Raw genomic sequence first — 18,441 nt, forward strand, 5'->3', positions numbered from 1 at the left:
TGACAGGCTATCCCGCAGTGCGGAAACAACAATGGATAAAGTATGAAGAACTGGAGAATGCTGATTCTTGGTGTGGCGATCACCGCTAACACTGCGTTCGCAGCCCCACAGATGGTCGATAAAGTTGCCGCAGTCGTGAACAACGGCGTGGTGCTGGAAAGTGACGTAGACAACATGCTGCGCACGGTGAAGTCACAGGCGCAGCAGGCTGGTCAGCAGCTGCCGGATGACAAAACCCTGCGTCATCAGATCCTTGAACGCCAGGTCATGGACGCCATCATTCTGCAGATGGGCGAAAAAGCCGGTCTGCAGGTGAGCGATCAGCAACTGGATCAGGCGATCCAGAACATCGCCGCGCAGAACCGCATGAGCGTTGATCAGCTGCGCAGCCGTCTGGCCTATGACGGGATGAACTACAACGATTATCGCGCGCAGATCCGCAAAGAAATGCTGATCTCTGAAGTGCGTAACAATGAAGTGCGCCGTCGCGTCACCATTCTGCCGCAGGAAGTGGATACGCTGGCTAAGCAGATTGGCTCGCAGAATACCCAGGGCACCGAACTTAACATCAGTCAGATTCTGCTGCCGCTGCCGGAAAATCCAACTCAGCAGCAGGTTGACGACCAGGAAGCGCTGGCGCGTCAGCTGGTGGGTGAACTGAAAGGCGGTGCCGATTTCGGTAAACTGGCCGTGACCTACTCTGCCGATCCGCAGGCGCTGAAAGGCGGCAACATGGGCTGGGGCAAAATTGAAGAGCTGCCAACGCTGTTCTCGCAGGCGCTGAGCAGCGCGAAGAAAGGCGACATCGTCGGCCCGATCCGCTCCGGCGTTGGCTTCCATATCCTGAAAGTGAACGACCTGCGCGGTGAGAGCAAAAACATTTCGGTCACCGAAGTGCATGCCCGCCACATTCTGCTGAAGCCGTCACCGATCCTTACCGACGATCAGGCACGTCAGAAGATTGAACAGATTGCCGCAGACATCAAGAGTGGCAAAACCACCTTCGCCGCTGCCGCGAAACAGTTCTCCGACGATCCGGGTTCAGCGAACCAGGGCGGCGACCTCGGCTGGGCGTCACCGGAAATCTACGATCCGGCGTTCCGTGATGCGCTGCTGAAGCTGCAGAAAGGCCAGGTCAGCGCGCCGGTGCACTCCTCCTTCGGCTGGCACCTGATTCAGCTGCTGGATACCCGTCAGGTGGATAAAACCGATGCCGCGCAGAAAGAGCGCGCTTACCGTCTGCTGTTCAACCGTAAGTTTGCCGAAGAAGCGCAAACCTGGATGCAGGAACAGCGCGCCAGTGCTTACGTGAAGATTCTGGATGGCAATGGTCAGTAATTATCGTGTGGCGATCACGCCCGGCGAACCCGCCGGGATTGGTCCCGATCTCGCCGTTGCGCTGGCTCAGCGTGACTGGCCGGTTGAGCTGGTGGTGTGCGCAGACGGCGACGTGCTGCGCCAGCGCGCGGCTCAACTGGGTTTGCCGCTGACGCTGCGTGACTATCAGCCCGGCGTGGCACCACAGCCGCAGCAGGCCGGTACGCTGACGCTGCTGCCCATCGCGACGGCGCAGCCGGTGACCGCCGGCGAACTGACGGTCGCCAACGGTCATTACGTACTGGAGACGCTGGCCCGCGCCTGCGACGGCTGCCTCAGCGGCGAGTTTGCCGCGCTGGTGACCGGTCCGGTGCACAAAGGCGTGATCAATGACGCCGGCATCCCCTTCACCGGCCACACCGAGTTCTTTGCTGAGCGCGCCGGTGGCGATCGCGTGGTGATGATGCTGGCGACCGAAGCGTTGCGCGTGGCGCTGGCCACCACGCATCTGCCGCTGAAAGATGTCGCGGACGCCATCACCCGTGACAGCCTGCATGAAGTGATCACCATCCTGCATCAGGATTTGCAGCGTAAGTTTGGCATTCCGCAGCCGCATATCTTTGTCTGCGGGCTCAACCCGCATGCTGGCGAAAGCGGTCATATGGGCCGGGAAGAGATCGATACCATCATCCCGGCGCTCGACGAACTGCGCCAGCAGGGCCTGCAGCTCACCGGTCCGTTACCGGCCGATACGCTGTTTCAGCCGAAATATCTGCAGCACGCTGATGCGGTGCTGGCGATGTATCATGACCAGGGCCTGCCGGTACTAAAATTTCAGGGATTTGGTCGCGCGGTGAATATCACCCTCGGCCTGCCATTTATCCGTACCTCTGTTGACCACGGCACCGCGCTGGAACTCGCCGGTCTGGGCAGCGCAGAGCCGGGCAGCTTTATTACGGCGCTTAACCTCGCCATCACTATGATCAAGAGCAGTAATGAATAATCGCGTCCATCAGGGGCACTACGCCCGTAAACGTTTCGGGCAGAACTTCCTGAACGATCAGTACATTATCGACAGCATCGTCTCCGCTATTCATCCGCAAAAGGGTGAAGCCATGGTGGAGATTGGCCCAGGGCTGGGTGCGTTAACCGAGCCGGTGGGCGAGCGTCTTGATGCGCTGACTGTCGTCGAGCTGGACCGCGACCTTGCCGCGCGTTTGCAGACGCACCCGTTCCTCGGTCCTAAGCTGACGATTTATCAGCAGGATGCGATGACCTTCGACTTCTCCGCGCTGTCGAAGGAGCAGGGTCAGCCGCTGCGCGTGTTTGGCAACCTGCCGTACAACATCTCGACGCCGCTGATGTTCCACCTTTTCAGCTATACTGGTTCGATTAAAGATATGCACTTCATGCTGCAGAAAGAGGTGGTTAACCGTCTGGTAGCCGGCCCGGGCAGCAAAGCTTACGGGCGTCTCAGCGTGATGGCGCAATACTATTGTCAGGTGATTCCGGTGCTGGAAGTGCCACCACAATCGTTCACCCCGCCACCGAAAGTGGATTCGGCGGTAGTGCGTCTGGTGCCCTTTACCCAGCCACCGTATCCGGTCAGCGATGTGCGTTTACTGAGCCGTATCACCACCGAAGCGTTTGGTCAGCGACGCAAAACCCTGCGTAACAGCCTGGGACACCTGTTCACGGCCGGTGCGCTGGATGAACTCAACATCGACGCCTCGCTGCGGGCAGAAAATGTCACCGTGGCGCAGTATTGCCAGCTGGCAAACTGGCTGGGCAATCATCAGGCTGAATCTGCGGAGAACTGAGTGCATGAGTGAACTGGCCCGCGTTTGTGTTCAGGTACTGAGTCAGTATGTGGAATCGCAATCCTCTCCCGATGAGGATCGCTACGTGTTCGCCTACACCATCACTATTCGTAATCTCGGGCGCAACAGCGTGCAGCTGCGCAGCCGCTATTGGCTGATCACCAATGGCAACGGGCGCGAGACCGAAGTGCAGGGTGAAGGCGTGGTCGGTGAGCAGCCGCATATCGCGCCCGGCAATGAGTTTCAGTACACCAGCGGTGCGGTTCTGGAAACGCCGATGGGCACCATGCAGGGACACTATGTGATGATCGACGAAGAGGGCGAGACCTTCCACGTGGAGATTCCGGTGTTCCGCCTCGCGGTGCAAACCCACATTCACTAATTCCTCCTCCGCCCGGCCAGTCCGGGCGGCGCGTTTTCATCGGACTGACTTAATGAGTACATACCTGATTGGCGATATTCACGGCTGTTATGACGAATTACGTGCGCTGCTGGCGCAGGTCAATTTCGATGCGCAGCAGGACGAGCTATGGCTGACCGGCGACCTGGTGGCGCGCGGTCCGGGTTCGCTTGAGGTACTGCGCTACGTCAGGTCGCTCGGAGACTGTGTGCGCATGGTGCTGGGCAACCATGACCTGCATTTGCTGGCAGTGTATGCCGGTATCAGCCGTAACAAGCCCAAGGATCGCCTGACGCCCCTGCTGGAAGCGGACGATGCCGACGAGCTGATTAACTGGCTGCGCCGCCAGCCGCTGCTGCAGGTGGATGAAGAGAAAAAGCTGCTGATGGCGCATGCTGGCATTACGCCGCAGTGGGATCTGGAGACGGCACAGCAGTGCGCGCGCGAAGTTGAGGCGGTCTTGTCCAGCGACAGCTATCCGCTGTTTCTCGATGCCATGTATGGCGACATGCCGAACAACTGGACACCGGAACTGAGCGGACTGGCGCGCCTGCGTTTCAGCACCAATGCGCTGACGCGCATGCGCTTCTGTTTCCCCAATGGTCAGCTCGATATGATTTGCAAAGAGGCGCCCGCCTCAGCGCCGCCGCCGCTGAAACCGTGGTTCCAGGTGCCCGGCAAAATCAGCAGCGATTATACGCAAATCTTTGGTCACTGGGCTTCGCTGGAAGGAAAAGGCACGCCAGAGCATGTGATCGGGCTCGACACCGGCTGCTGCTGGGGCGGAACGCTGACCCTGCTGCACTGGGAGAGCGGCCAGTATTACACCCAGGTCTCGAACCGTGACCAGGCCATGGCGGAAAGCGCGGTGAATGCGCCCTCCCCCCTGAGCGATATGCAGTAAACAAAAAGCCCCGCGATGTTAGCGGGGCTTTTTTTTGGTCACCATAAATGGCGACCCTACAGCGACAATCTGTACCGAGGCAGCCATCAGCCTGATATCGCACAATTTTATCGCATCATAAACAGCAATTGATCCCTGCCATTGTAGGGTGCGCATTTATGCGCACCTGGAATGTATAAACAGCGATTGATCCCTGTCGTTGTAAGGTGCGCATTCATGCGCAGCAGGCCACTCTCAACGGCGGCGATCCAGAATCTCAAAGCAGTAACTGTGCGAATTCTGCGCATCGGCATCGTGGAACTCACTGAACGTCGACTGCCACTCGTCCGGCTCGTAATCCGGGAACTGGGTGTCGCCTTCCACTTCCGCATCGATATGCGTCAGATAGAGACGATCGGCGCGCGCCAGCATCTGCGCATAAATCCGGCCACCACCAATCACCATGATCTCTTCTGCCTCACCCGCTGCGGCAATCGCTTCTTCCGGCGACGTCACCCAGGTCACGCCGTCATGGTTGCCGGGCTGGCTGCTGACCACAATATTCAGACGTCCCGGTAACGGGCGACCAATCGATTCAAAGGTCAGACGGCCCATAATCACCGGTTTGTTCAGCGTGTTGCGCTTGAACCACGCGAGGTCGGCAGGCAGGTGCCATGGCATGGCGTTTTCCATGCCAATAATACGATCTGCTGCCAGTGCCGCGATCAAACTAATCATGTTAAAAGACCTACAGGAAAAAAATTGGCGCAATGATACGTAAAGGTGAAACTTTCGTCGATAGGACGACCGTGCTATTTACGTAAAGCCCGCTTGGCTCGGCGTTTTGTCTGAGCGACAGAGTTTTACTCCGGCTTTGCGGCCGTTAGCGGAAAGAGCCGCCAGAATTCGCGGTGAAGGCGCTACAACTCAGGGTGATGCTCCACGCTGCCCGCGCGCTGTGTAAAGAAAAGCGCACTGTGTCCGCCCCAAAAAAAACGGCTCCCGCAGGAGCCGTTGATTTACGCATCAGAAATCGTAGCGCAGGCGCACCAGATTAACGTTGCCCAGTGATTTATCGGTACTGGAAGTGATCACGTACTCGTAGTCGACGCGGAAACCGTAGTCGAGCTGCGCGCTGACGCCCACGCCGTTATCGATACGCTTGTAGTTACGTCCGTTGACGAACTCCAGGCGATCGCCCATGAAGTACGGCTGGATGCTCTTCACAGCATACTGGCCGATCGGGAATTTATAACCGGCGAAGTATTCAACGCCCCACGCATCATCCGCGAAGTAGTTGTTAACGGTGTTGCGTTTGGTTGGCGAGAAGTTCTCATACCAGCCCGCACCGGCGGACAGCGTCCAGTTGTCCGGCGTCCAGCTCAGCGCGGTACCGTAGATATTCTGGTCGTAACGCTTGCTGTCGCCATTGCCCGGATTGCGGATATCCGCACGGGTGTAGTTCCACGCGGTGCCCCACGCCAGATCTTTGGTGATGTGATAGTTCACGCCCAGCGAACCGCCGCCCTTGCGCTTGTAGCGCAGGCCGTTGCCCGGCAGATAGTCGTCATCTTCAAACAGATAAGCGGCATAGACATCCGCATCGCCAAAGGTGTTTTTATACTTCAGCATCTTGCGCGAGCGGTAAGATCCGTCGTAGTCACCGTTGATGCCGTTGCCCGGTGCCTGGGCCAGCATATCGTAGTCCCAGATATCGGTTTTAGCGCCGACGACATCGTAATAAACGCTGTTCTGCTGGCCAAAATAGAGCTCGCCCAGCGATGCGCTTTTGAAACCGGTATACAGCTGGCGACGCGTGGTGTTGTGGGCACCGTCCGCATAGTGGTTATCCCAGCCCCACCAGGCCGGGAAGTTTACGCCCAGCTCGTAGTAACCCACCCAGCTGACATCGTCAAACAGGTAGTAGTTGGCGCTGAAGCGGAAACGTGAACCGCCGTCGTAGCCGTTACGCTTATACGATTTATCGTTAACCCCGTTCTGATGCAGATACTGCGGACGAATACTGCCGCCCACTTTGAAATCAAGACGGCTAAGCGGATCGCCGGCCTGCGGATCCTGCTTCAGCAGGGTGATTTCCGCCTGACTGGCGAGAGGTGCAGCAACAAGTAACGCAGCCACTGCGCTGAGAGTGAAAGCACGCATTTTCATTTTTATATCCCGTTAAGGTGAGCGCTCTATGATTGAGCAGCGGAATAGTACGGTGCGCTTAGCGGAGAGGTATTTATAATTTTGTGCGGATACGCCTGAATGTAACTGGTTTCGCATCAACTGATAAAAATTATGTCAAATCAATAGATTTGTAACGTATAACCTTATGCAGCACAGGCAAAACAGCAAAAAAAAACGGCCCGCGCGGGGCCGTTTAGTCACAGAGCAGGCGGTTTAGCTTTTGATCTGCGCGTGCATTTCCTGCACCGAAATCACTTTTTCGGTCGGATCCGCATTCAGCGCCATCGCGGTAGCAAAACCACCGTTCAGCGTGGTGTCGTAATGCACTTTGTACTGCAGTGCGCTGCGGCGAATCAGTTTCGAATCCTCAATCGCCTGACGTCCTGCGGTGGTGTTGACGATGTAAGTGTACTCACCGTTCTTCAGGCGATCCTGAATGTGCGGACGCCCTTCGTGCACCTTGTTCACCAGGCGCGGATTGATGCCGGCTTCACCCAGCACCACGGCGGTACCGTGCGTCGCATCCAGCTCGAAGCCAAACTTCTGCAGCTTCGCGGCCAGGTCAACAATACGTTTCTTGTCGCCTTCACGCACCGACAGCAGCGCACGCCCCTGCTTCTTCATATTGCTCTGCGCGCCCAGCATAGCTTTGCTGAATGCTTCCGCGAAGGTGCGGCCCACGCCCATCACCTCACCGGTCGAACGCATTTCCGGACCAAGAATCGGGTCCACGCCCGGGAATTTGTTGAACGGCAGCACCACTTCTTTTACCGAGTAGTACGGCGGAATCACCTCTTCGGTCACGCCCTGTTCAGCCAGGGTTTTGCCAGCCATCACGCGCGCAGCCACTTTCGCCAGCGGCACGCCGGTGGCTTTGGAGACAAACGGCACGGTACGCGCGGCACGTGGGTTCACCTCAATCAGGTAAACTTCGTTGTCCTTGACCGCAAACTGCACGTTCATCAGGCCACGTACGTTGAGTTCGAACGCCAGCTTTTCCACCTGCTGGCGCATCACGTTCTGAATCTCGCTGCTCAGGGTGTACGCCGGCAGCGAACAGGCCGAGTCACCGGAGTGCACGCCCGCCTGCTCGATATGTTCCATGATGCCGCCAATCAGCACGCGTTCGCCGTCGCAAATCGCATCGACGTCCACTTCCACCGCGTCATCGAGGAAGCGATCCAGCAGCACTGGCGCATCGTTGGACACGGACACCGCAGTCTGGAAGTAGCGCTTGAGATCCACTTCGTCATAGACGATTTCCATCGCCCGGCCGCCCAGCACATAAGAAGGACGCACCACCAGCGGATAGCCAATCCCTGCGGCTTTCTCTACCGCCTGTTCCAGCGTCGCCACCGTGGCGTTAGCCGGCTGTTTCAGCTTCAGGCGATCCACCGCCTGCTGGAAACGCTCACGATCTTCCGCGCGGTCAATGGCATCCGGGCTGGTACCAATCACCGGCACGCCAGCCGCTTCCAGCGCGCGCGCCAGCTTCAGCGGCGTCTGACCACCGTACTGCACGATAACGCCTTTTGGCTGCTCGATGCGCACGATCTCCAGCACGTCTTCCAGCGTTACCGGCTCGAAGTAGAGACGGTCTGAGGTGTCGTAATCGGTTGACACGGTTTCCGGGTTACAGTTGACCATAATGGTTTCGTAACCGTCTTCACGCAGCGCCAGCGCCGCATGCACGCAGCAGTAATCGAACTCAATACCCTGACCGATACGGTTTGGCCCGCCGCCCAGAATCATGATTTTGTCGCGATCCTGATTAGGATTGGCTTCGCACTCTTCTTCATAGGTGGAGTACATGTAGGCGGTATCCGTGGCGAACTCTGCCGCACAGGTATCCACGCGCTTGTAAACCGGATGCAGGTTGAACTGATGACGCAGCTTGCGGATTTCACTCTCCGCCACGCCCGCCAGCGTTGCCAGACGCACATCGGCAAAGCCTTTACGCTTCAGCGCACGCAGGAAATCTGCGCTCAGCGAGTTGACACCTTCGCGCGCCACCTGCTCTTCCAGGCGCACCAGCTCTTCAATCTGCACCAGGAACCAGCGGTCAACGTTGGTCAGGTTGAACACGCCGTCGACTGACATGCCGGCACGGAACGCATCAGCGATATACCAGATGCGGTCAGAACCGGCATCTTTCAGCTCGCGGCGGATACGGGTCAGGGCTTCGCCATCATCCAGATCCACTTTCGGGTCGAAACCGCTGGCGCCCACTTCCAGACCGCGCAGCGCTTTCTGCATCGATTCCTGGAACGTGCGGCCAATCGCCATCACTTCACCGACCGATTTCATCTGCGTGGTCAGACGGTCATTGGCACCGGCAAACTTCTCGAAGTTGAAGCGGGGAATTTTGGTGACGACGTAGTCGATGGACGGCTCGAACGAGGCCGGCGTACGGCCACCGGTGATGTCGTTCATCAGTTCATCGAGGGTAAAGCCCACCGCCAGCTTGGCCGCAACTTTGGCAATCGGGAAGCCGGTCGCTTTCGAGGCCAGCGCTGAGGAGCGCGACACGCGCGGGTTCATCTCAATGACGATCAGGCGGCCATCTTTCGGGTTCACCGAGAACTGGACGTTGGAACCGCCGGTTTCGACACCGATTTCACGCAGCACCGCCAGCGAGGCGTTACGCATGATTTGATACTCTTTATCGGTCAGCGTTTGGGCTGGCGCCACGGTGATGGAGTCACCGGTGTGAATCCCCATGGCGTCAAAGTTTTCGATCGAGCAGACGATGATGCAGTTGTCGTTTTTATCACGCACCACTTCCATCTCGTACTCTTTCCAGCCAATCAGCGACTCATCAATCAGCAGCTCATTGGTTGGCGACAGATCGAGGCCGCGCTCGCAAATCTCTTCAAACTCTTCGCGGTTGTAAGCGATACCGCCACCGGTGCCGCCCATGGTAAATGACGGACGAATGATGCACGGGAAACCGACCTCTTCCGCTACCGCCAGCGCTTCTTCCATGGTGTGCGCGATACCGGAACGTGCGGTATCCAGGCCGATGCTCTTCATCGCCACGTCGAAGCGGCGACGGTCTTCGGCTTTATCAATCGCATCGGCGGTGGCACCAATCATGGTCACGCCAAACTCGGCCAGCACGCCCTGACGCTCCAGCTCCAGTGCACAGTTCAGCGCGGTCTGGCCACCCATGGTCGGCAGCACCGCATCCGGGCGCTCTTTTTCAATGATTTTACGCACCACTTCCCAGTGGATAGGCTCGATGTAGGTCGCATCCGCCATTTCCGGGTCAGTCATGATGGTGGCCGGGTTAGAGTTCACCAGAATGACGCGGTAACCCTCTTCACGCAGCGCTTTACACGCCTGCGCACCTGAATAGTCGAATTCACATGCCTGGCCAATCACAATCGGGCCAGCGCCAAGGATCAGGATAGATTTTATGTCAGTACGTTTTGGCATCGTGGGCTCCTGATTACTTCGCGTTAGAACGGTAAGCTTCGATCAGTTCGATAAAGTGATCGAACAGCGGCGCCGCATCGTGGGGGCCTGGGCTGGCTTCCGGATGTCCCTGGAAGCTGAACGCCGGTTTGTCGGTGCGGTGAATACCCTGTACGGTCTGGTCAAACAGGGAAACATGGGTCACGCGCAGGTTAGCCGGCAGGTTGGTTTCATCGACGGCAAAACCGTGGTTCTGTGCGGTGATCATCACGGTGTTGTTATCGAGATCTTTCACCGGATGGTTGCCACCGTGATGGCCAAGCTTCATCTTCACGGTTTTTGCACCGCTGGCCAGCGCCAGCAGCTGATGGCCAAGACAGATACCAAACACCGGAATGTCGGTTTTCAGGAAAGCCTGAATCGCGCTGATGGCGTAGTCGCACGGCTCCGGGTCGCCAGGGCCATTCGACAGGAAAATCCCGTCCGGATTCAGCGCCAGCACCTCATCAGCCGGCGTTTGCGCCGGGACAACCGTCAGGCGACAGCCGCGATCCACCAGCATGCGCAGAATGTTGCGCTTGGCACCGTAGTCATAAGCCACCACGTGGAATGGCAACGCGTCAGCGCTTTGCTGCTCGGGCAGGCCGCCTTTCAGCGCCCAGCTCCCCTGCTGCCACGCGTAGGTTTCCGCCGTGGTCACTTCTTTCGCCAGGTCCATGCCTTTCAGGCCCGGGAACGCCAGGGCTTTCTGCAGCGCCAGCGCCGCATCCGGACTGTCGCCGGCGATGATGCAGCCGTTCAGCGCCCCTTTCTCACGCAGCAGGCGCGTCAGTTTGCGCGTATCAATATCGGCGATACCGACAATATTGTTGCGCTGCAGATAGGCTGACAGGCTCTCTTCGCTGCGGAAGTTGCTGGTAATCAGCGGCAGATCGCGGATGACGAGGCCCTGAGCATGGATTTGACTGGATTCTTCATCGGCGGCATTGGCACCAACGTTGCCGATATGAGGATAAGTGAGGGTGACGATCTGGCGGGAATAGGAAGGATCAGTGAGGATTTCTTGATAACCGGTCATTGACGTATTGAAAACGACCTCCCCCACTGCCGATCCCGTTGCCCCGATGGCCCGACCGTGGAATTGGGTTCCGTCTTCCAGAACCAAGAGCGCTGACTTAATCAAAACATCCTCCAGGGAATAAACAGTCACAATATCTGCATATTAATTCAAAATGATGCGCTGAATCAATGCAAAAACCGCCTGACCGCTCGATTTTTGGCAAATTGCGCGCATTCTAATGATCGACCTGGTGATTGTCTACCCTGAGCGGTTATTTTTTTGTATATTTCGGGCTACTGAATGTTAAAAGTGAAGCAAGGCGACAAAATAGTGAGAGATCTCCGATAAATAATCGGTTGCCTGACGCAATTAATGGCAAAACACCGGCTGACTGCGTAAATTTTTGACCAAATGGTCAAAAAAAGCCACTCAACATGAAAAAACGTGCAGTTAAATCACAAAAATAACAATCATAAACAAAAATGACACTCAGATTGCCATTTTACAGACAAAATAAAGGGCAATGAAAACATTGCCCTGTTCAATCAATATCTTACCGATTGAAATAACCACATCACGATGGTTCACAACACTCACAACATCGATAAATCCAGCACATCACGCATATCATAAAGGCCGGATTTTTTATCTTTCAACCATGCGGCGGCTTTAACGGCCCCATTGGCGAAGGTCATGCGGCTGGAAGCCTTGTGCGTAATCTCTACGCGCTCGCCGATATCCGCAAACATCGCGGTGTGCTCACCGACAATATCGCCCGCACGCACGGTGGCAAAGCCGATGGTTTGCGCCTTGCGCTCGCCGGTATGGCCTTCGCGCGCGTAAACCGCGTGCTCATCCAGCTTCCAGTGCATGGCGTCGGCAATCGCTTCTCCCATCGCCAGCGCTGTGCCTGATGGCGCATCCACTTTGTGGCGGTGATGCGCTTCCACAATCTCGATATCCGCATAGTCGCCCATCACTTTTGCCGCCTGCTGTAACAGGTTAAGCACCAGATTGACGCCTACGCTGAAGTTAGCGGCAAACACGATGCCAATCTCTTCAGCTGCTTCACGGATGGCTGCCTTACCGGCTTCATCAAAACCGGTGGTGCCAATCACCATCGCTTTTTGATGCTGACGGCAGAACGCCAGATATTCCAGCGTGCCTTCCGGACGGGTGAAATCGATCAGCACATCGAAATCATTCACCACCTGCAGCAGATCGTCGGTCACCCGTACGCCGGTTTTGCCGATTCCCGCCAGTTCACCGGCATCCGCCCCCAGCAGCGAGGAACCGCTGCGCGCCAGCGCCGCGCCTAACACCACGCCTTCCGCCTGCTGTGCGGCCTGAATCAGATTGCGTCCCATGCGACCCGGCGCACCAACAATAGCAATGCGGATTTCACTCATATTTATTCATTCCTGATACAAAACTATGCATGCAAAGCGTAAACAGGTTAACGGTCAGATAACAGTCACGCCACAATAATAACGGGATAATAAGAATTTTAGGCCAGCCGCGATAGATTATCAGTAAAAGCAATCCCGCCCGCTGGAAGTCACGGCTGAGGTGATAAAGGATAAAGAAAAGGCCGAACACTGTCGGCCTGTTTCTGTCAGCAAATTGAAGTGCTTACTGCACGTTGCGTACGTCGACGCGCAGCTCTTTCGGCACTTCAAACACGATATTCTCTTCACGGCCAATCAGCTCAATTGCCGCTTCGCCGCCCAGCTCACGCAGGCGCTGAATCACCTGCTGCACCAGAATATCCGGAGCCGAAGCGCCAGCGGTAACGCCGATACACTGCACGCCTTTAACCCACTCTTCCTGAATATCATCCGCAGAATCAATCAGCTTCGCCAGCTTGCCGGCACGCTGCGCCAGTTCCGCCAGACGATTCGAGTTGGAGGAGTTTTTCGAGCCGACCACCAGAACCACCTCCGCATCCTGCGCCAGCACGCGCACGGCTTCCTGGCGGTTGGTGGTGGCGTAGCAGATATCATCCTTACGCGGTCCGATGATTGCCGGGAAGCGCTGACGCAGCGCATCGATCACGTCCGAGGTATCATCCACCGATAGCGTGGTCTGCGTCATAAAGCACAGGTTGTTTTCATCTTTTACCTGCAGCTTAAACACATCCTCAGGCGACTCCACCAGATACATACCGCCGTTCGGGTTGCTGTACTGGCCCATGGTGCCTTCCACTTCCGGATGGCCGGCGTGGCCGATGAGAATCGCTTCCACACCTTTACGGCTGGCACGCGCCACTTCCATATGCACCTTGGTCACCAGCGGACAGGTGGCGTCAAACAGCATGGTGAGGCTGCGCGCTTTCGCTTCGGCGCGTACCGCCTGGGAAACGCCGTGTGCCGAGAAAATCAGGATGGCGTTGTCCGGTACTTCACTGATCTCTTCAATGAAGATCGCACCGCGCTCGCGCAGGCTGCTGACCACGTAGCGGTTATGCACCACTTCATGACGCACGTAGATCGGCGCGCCATACATCTCCAGCGCCCGCTCGACAATGCTGATGGCGCGGTCAACGCCTGCACAGAAACCGCGTGGGTTAGCTAACAGGATTTGCATCGCTGGCCTCCAGCACCGGATCGATCTCCAGCACTTCAATCTCGAATTTAATGCGCTGACCCGCCAGCGGATGGTTGAAATCGACGGTAATCGAGTCACCGGAAATTTCACGAATCACGCCCGGCATCTCGCTGCCGCCCATGCCGCTGAACAGCATGATGGCACCGACTTCCGGCTCGCCCGCGTCGATGAAATCACGGCGCGAGAAGTACTGGATCAGATCCGGGCTGGCAGCGCCAAAGGCGTCTTCCGGCTCCAGCGTAAAGGCGTGCTGATCGCCCACTTTACGCCCGACCAGCTCCTGCTCCAGCGCCGCCGACAGGCTGCCATCTCCCAGACGGAACAGCGCAGGCTTGCCGTTGGCGCGCGTGGATTCAGCCGTCGAGCCATCCTCCAGCTTCAGTGTAAAATGCACCAGCAGCGCGCTGTCGCGCTGAACGATGTCTGTCATCTGTTACCCTTATTTATTCGTGACCTGTTTGCCTTTCGGGCTGAGAAAGCCCTCCAGCACCACCAGCGCCGCACCGATGCAGATTCCGCAGTCGGCAATGTTAAAGGTGGCGAAGTGCCAGTCACCGACATAGAAGTCGATAAAGTCGACCACAAAGCCGTGCCAGGCACGATCAAACAGGTTACCCAGCGCCCCGCCGATAATCAGCGCGTAGGCAATGTTGGTTAATTTATTGCTGGCGCGATTGCGATACATCATCACCAGCAGCGACACCACAATGGCGATGGCGATACCGGCAAAGAACCAGCGCTGCCAGCCACCTTTGTCTGCCAGGAAGCTGAACGCCGCGCCGTAGTTGTGCGCGTAGAACAGGTTCAGGAACGGCATTAGCGGCTGGGTTTCATGCAGCATCATGTTGTTCATGACCCACTGCTTGCTGGCAAAATCGACCACGATCATCACCAGCACCAGCCATACCCAGCGCAGTCCGGTTGAGCACAGTTTACTCATCAGGCAAATTTCCGCACTTCACCGTTTCCGGCTACGTTGGTGTAGCAACGTCCACACACCGCAGCATGCTCCGGATTCTGGCCGACGTCAGTAGTGTAATGCCAGCAGCGCGGACATTTCTCGCCTTCTGCTTTATGCAGCGCGATTTTCAGACCTTTTAAAAGCTCGCTCTGCTGCGCTTCGTCGCTGGCCGTCACGTAATCCGCCACGGTCGCGCCCGAGGTCAGCAGCACGAAACGCAGCTCATCGCCCAGCGCCTGCAGCTTCGCCGCCAGTTCCGGATCGGCGTACAGCGTGACGGTGGCTTCGAGTGCGCCGCCGATGCGCTTGTCGCTGCGCGCCTGCTCGATCACCTTATTCACTTCACCGCGCACTTTCAGCAGTTCTGCCCAGTACGCATCGTTCAGCGCTTCATCCTGCGCCAGACCAAACAGGCCCTGATACCACTCTTCGGTGAACACGTACTGTGGACGCTCGCCAGGCAGATAGCCCCAGATCTCATCCGCGGTGAACGACATGATCGGCGCCATCCAACGCACCAGCGCTTCAGCGATATGCCACAGCGCGGTCTGGCAGCTGCGACGCGCCAGGCTGTCGCCCTTCGCGGTGTACTGACGATCTTTGATCACGTCGAGGTAGAACGAGCCCATCTCGATGGAGCAGAAGTGCATCAGACGCTGCACCACTTCGTGGAAATCGTAGTTCTCGTACGACTGCACGATGTCCTGCTGTGCCGCCAGCGCACGGCCTACGGCCCAGCGATCCACTACCACCATCTCTTCCGGGCTGACGCAGTCGGTCGCCGGGTTGAAGCCTGCAAGGTTGGCCAGCAGGAAGCGCGCAGTGTTACGGATACGGCGATAGCTGTCGGCGGCCCGTTTCAGGATTTCGTCGGATACTGCCATCTCACCGGAGTAGTCGGTTGAGGCCACCCACAGACGCAGAATATCCGCGCCCAGCTTGTCCATCACATCCTGCGGTGCCACGGTGTTGCCGATGGATTTCGACATTTTGCGGCCCTGACCGTCGACGGTGAAGCCGTGAGTCAGTACCTGACGGTAAGGCGCTTTGCCTTTCATCGCCGTGGAAATCATCAGCGACGACATGAACCAGCCGCGATGCTGATCCGAGCCTTCCAGATACATATCCGGTGCGTGCCCGTCAAATTCCGGACGCGCATCTACCACCGAGAAGCTGGTCGATCCGGAGTCAAACCAGACGTCGAGGGTATCCGGCACTTTGACGTAGTGATCGGCGTCATCGCCCATCAGATCGCGCGGATCGAGATCCCACCACGCCTGAATACCGTCCTGCTCGACGCGCTGCGCCACTTTCTCCATTAGCTCCAGCGTATCCGGGTGCAGCTGCTCGCTCTCTTTATGGACGAACAGTGCCATCGGCACGCCCCAGGTGCGCTGGCGCGAGATGCACCAGTCCGGACGGTTAGCGACCATCGCTTCGATACGCGCCTGGCCCCAGTCCGGGATCCACTGCACGCCTTTGATCTCTTTCAGCGACTGCGCACGCAGGCCTTTCTGATCCATGCTGATAAACCACTGCGGCGTCGCACGGAAGATGATTGGCGTTTTATGACGCCAGCAGTGCGGATAGCTGTGCAGCAGTTTTTCCACGTGCAGCAGCGCGCCTTTCTCCTGCAGCAGCGCAACGATCATGTCGTTGGCTTTAAATACGTTAACGCCATCCAGGGTTGGATAGGTGCCCGGCAGATACGCGCCGTCCGGCCCGACCGGGTTAGCGGTTTCGATGCCGTACTTCTGGCCGATCACATAGTCATCCGGACCGTGGCCTGGCGCGGTGTGCACCGCACCGGTACCGGCGTCCAGCGTGACGTGCTCGCCCAGCACCACTTTCGACTGAATCTGCTCAAGGAACGGATGCTGGAACAGCTGCAGCTCCAGCGCGGCGCCTTTGCATTCGCCCAGCACCTGCCACTCACTGATGCCTGCGCGTTTCAGCACCGATTCCACCAGATCTTTCGCGAGGATCAGGCTGCGGCCGGCAATCTGCACCAGCTGGTAGTCGAATTCCGGATGCAGCGAGATGGCGCGGTTTGCCGGCATGGTCCACGGCGTGGTGGTCCAGATAACCAGTGAAACCGGGCCTTCTGACGCCGCAACGCCAAACTTCGCGCGTACCGCATCGGCGTCCAGCGCGTTAAACATCACGTCGATAGAAAGTGAGGTTTTGTCGTAATACTCCACTTCCGCTTCCGCCAGCGCGGAACGGCAGTCCATGCACCAGTGCACCGGCTTGGCGCCTTTGTGCAGATGGCCATTACCGATAATCTTGCCCAGCGCGCGAATGATGTTGGCTTCGGTCTGGAAATTCATGGTCAGATAAGGACGATCCCAGTCACCGAGCACGCCAAGGCGGATGAAGTCCTTCTTCTGGCCTTCAACCTGCTCCGCCGCGTAGTTGCGGCAGGCTGCGCGGAATTCAGCTGCGCTGACTTTCTCGCCCGGCTTGCCAATCATCTGCTCAACTTTGTGCTCAATCGGTAAGCCGTGGCAGTCCCAGCCGGGAACATACGGCGAGTCAAAGCCCGCCATGCCTTTCGACTTAACGATAATATCTTTCAGAATCTTGTTAACTGAGTGACCAATATGAATGCTGCCGTTCGCATATGGAGGGCCATCATGCAGGATAAAGGTTTTTTTCCCTTTTTTGGCTGCGCGGATGATGCCGTACAGGTTGTCATCATACCAACGTTGCAGCATTCCCGGTTCGCGTTTGGCCAGATCGCCACGCATCGGGAACCCCGTTTCCGGCAAATTCAGGGTAGATTTATAGTCACTCATCAGATTCTCGGTTCCGTATTTCGGTCATTAAACCGGTGTTTTTAGCCCAAAAAATTGGCGGGCCGTCACCACATCTTTCGCAATTTGTTCTTTCAGCGCGTCCAGCGAAGCGAAACGCTGTTCGTCGCGAATCTTCTGCTTCAGCACCACCTCAATGTGGCGCCCATAAAGATTCATATGTGTGTCGAGCAGGTGAACTTCAAGCTGCTGACGCAGACCTTTTACCGTCGGGCGCGTACCAATGTTTGCCACGCCGGGAATCGGCTGCTCGCCCAGCCCCAGCACTTCTACCGCAAAGACACCTTTTACCGGCGTCACGGTGCGACGAAGCGGGAGATTGGCGGTCGGGAAACCAATGGTGCGTCCCAGTGCATCACCGTGCACCACGCGGCCAGAAATACTGAACGGATGACCGAGCAGCTGCTGCGCCTGAGCAAAATCGTCCTGCGCCAGCGCCTGACGTACCGCCGTACTGCTGATACGTTTGCCGCCATCACAATAGGTCTGGGTGCTGATGACCTCAAAGCCATACTCCGCACCGGCTTTCTGTAATAACAGGAAATCCCCCTGGCGACCAGCGCCAAACCGGAAATCATCCCCCACTGCGAGGAATTTCACATTAAGCTTGTCGACCAGCAGTTCGCTGATAAAGCTTTGTGCTGAGTGTGCCGCAAAACGGCGATCGAAGCGCACGCACACCACGGCATCAACGCCGGCCAGTGCGAGGTATTTGAGCTTTTCACGCAGACGCGTCAGGCGCGCCGGCGCTTTGTCGCCGGCAAACAGCTCCAGCGGCTGTGGCTCAAACAGCATCACCACCACCGGCAGGTTGCGTCTACGTCCTTCGGCAATTAACTCCGCCATCAGCGCCTGGTGGCCGCGATGCACGCCGTCAAAATTACCAATGGTCAGGACGCAGCCGCGATGCTGCTCTTTCAGATTGTAAATACCGCGGATAAACTTCATGGCTGACTCAAACCGGTGGAAA

15 protein-coding genes are annotated in these 18,441 nt (G+C 57.3%); 5 read left to right on the forward strand and 10 right to left on the reverse strand.

Features of this window, described 5'->3' with window-relative positions; all coding sequences use genetic code 11:
• Positions 1-42: 42 nt before the first annotated feature.
• Genes surA through apaH form a run of 5 tightly spaced genes read left to right on the forward strand, consistent with a single transcriptional unit; the run spans position 43 to position 4,441 of the window.
• Positions 43-1,338, forward strand: a complete 1,296-nt coding sequence (gene surA, locus F3J41_RS11880) for a peptidylprolyl isomerase SurA (protein ID WP_031279707.1) — start codon at positions 43-45, stop codon at positions 1,336-1,338.
• Positions 1,328-2,320: a 4-hydroxythreonine-4-phosphate dehydrogenase PdxA gene (gene pdxA, locus F3J41_RS11885; protein ID WP_059010320.1), complete on the forward strand. Its 993-nt coding sequence runs from the start codon at positions 1,328-1,330 to the stop codon at positions 2,318-2,320. The genes surA and pdxA overlap by 11 nt, the downstream gene beginning before the upstream one ends.
• Entirely contained in the window at positions 2,313-3,137 is an 825-nt protein-coding gene (rsmA, locus tag F3J41_RS11890; RefSeq protein WP_021507587.1) for a 16S rRNA (adenine(1518)-N(6)/adenine(1519)-N(6))-dimethyltransferase RsmA, read from the forward strand. Before pdxA ends, rsmA begins: the two co-directional genes overlap by 8 nt.
• 4 nt (positions 3,138-3,141) lie before the next feature.
• Entirely contained in the window at positions 3,142-3,519 is a 378-nt protein-coding gene (gene apaG, locus F3J41_RS11895) for a Co2+/Mg2+ efflux protein ApaG (protein WP_021507588.1), read from the forward strand.
• Between the two features lie 52 nt (positions 3,520-3,571).
• On the forward strand, positions 3,572-4,441 hold the full coding sequence (apaH, locus tag F3J41_RS11900) for a bis(5'-nucleosyl)-tetraphosphatase (symmetrical) ApaH (RefSeq protein ID WP_058759644.1): 870 nt from the start codon (positions 3,572-3,574) through the stop codon (positions 4,439-4,441).
• Between the two features lie 234 nt (positions 4,442-4,675).
• Here apaH and folA read toward each other — a convergent pair whose 3' ends face one another.
• The 10 genes from folA to ribF form a co-directional block, all read right to left on the reverse strand.
• Positions 4,676-5,158, reverse strand: a complete 483-nt coding sequence (gene folA, locus F3J41_RS11905) for a type 3 dihydrofolate reductase (protein WP_031279709.1) — start codon at positions 5,156-5,158, stop codon at positions 4,676-4,678.
• A gap of 288 nt (positions 5,159-5,446) precedes the next feature.
• Positions 5,447-6,589, reverse strand: coding sequence for a porin (locus F3J41_RS11910; RefSeq protein ID WP_058774843.1), 1,143 nt, complete (start codon positions 6,587-6,589; stop codon positions 5,447-5,449).
• A gap of 234 nt (positions 6,590-6,823) precedes the next feature.
• Positions 6,824-10,048, reverse strand: a complete 3,225-nt coding sequence (carB, locus tag F3J41_RS11915) for a carbamoyl-phosphate synthase large subunit (protein ID WP_166711238.1) — start codon at positions 10,046-10,048, stop codon at positions 6,824-6,826.
• A 13-nt stretch (positions 10,049-10,061) separates the two neighbouring features.
• Positions 10,062-11,210, reverse strand: coding sequence for a glutamine-hydrolyzing carbamoyl-phosphate synthase small subunit (carA, locus tag F3J41_RS11920; RefSeq protein WP_166711240.1), 1,149 nt, complete (start codon positions 11,208-11,210; stop codon positions 10,062-10,064).
• Between the two features lie 470 nt (positions 11,211-11,680).
• Complete coding sequence (gene dapB, locus F3J41_RS11925; protein WP_058759647.1) at positions 11,681-12,496, reverse strand: 4-hydroxy-tetrahydrodipicolinate reductase; 816 nt, start codon at positions 12,494-12,496, stop codon at positions 11,681-11,683.
• A 223-nt stretch (positions 12,497-12,719) separates the two neighbouring features.
• A complete protein-coding gene (gene ispH / locus F3J41_RS11930) occupies positions 12,720-13,673 on the reverse strand; it encodes a 4-hydroxy-3-methylbut-2-enyl diphosphate reductase (RefSeq protein ID WP_021507596.1) in 954 nt (317 codons plus the stop codon).
• Positions 13,654-14,124, reverse strand: coding sequence for an FKBP-type peptidyl-prolyl cis-trans isomerase (fkpB, locus tag F3J41_RS11935; RefSeq protein WP_021507597.1), 471 nt, complete (start codon positions 14,122-14,124; stop codon positions 13,654-13,656). Before fkpB ends, ispH begins: the two co-directional genes overlap by 20 nt.
• 9 nt (positions 14,125-14,133) lie before the next feature.
• Complete coding sequence (lspA, locus tag F3J41_RS11940; protein WP_058770635.1) at positions 14,134-14,634, reverse strand: signal peptidase II; 501 nt, start codon at positions 14,632-14,634, stop codon at positions 14,134-14,136.
• On the reverse strand, positions 14,634-17,453 hold the full coding sequence (gene ileS / locus F3J41_RS11945) for an isoleucine--tRNA ligase (protein WP_166711242.1): 2,820 nt from the start codon (positions 17,451-17,453) through the stop codon (positions 14,634-14,636). The genes lspA and ileS overlap by 1 nt, the downstream gene beginning before the upstream one ends.
• 27 nt (positions 17,454-17,480) lie before the next feature.
• Positions 17,481-18,419, reverse strand: a complete 939-nt coding sequence (ribF, locus tag F3J41_RS11950) for a bifunctional riboflavin kinase/FAD synthetase (protein ID WP_166711244.1) — start codon at positions 18,417-18,419, stop codon at positions 17,481-17,483.
• Between the last annotated feature and the right edge of the window lie 22 nt (positions 18,420-18,441).

Source organism: Pantoea sp. Ap-870 (genome assembly GCF_011752515.1).
In the GTDB taxonomy this organism is placed as follows: Bacteria; Pseudomonadota; Gammaproteobacteria; order Enterobacterales; family Enterobacteriaceae; genus Pantoea; species Pantoea dispersa.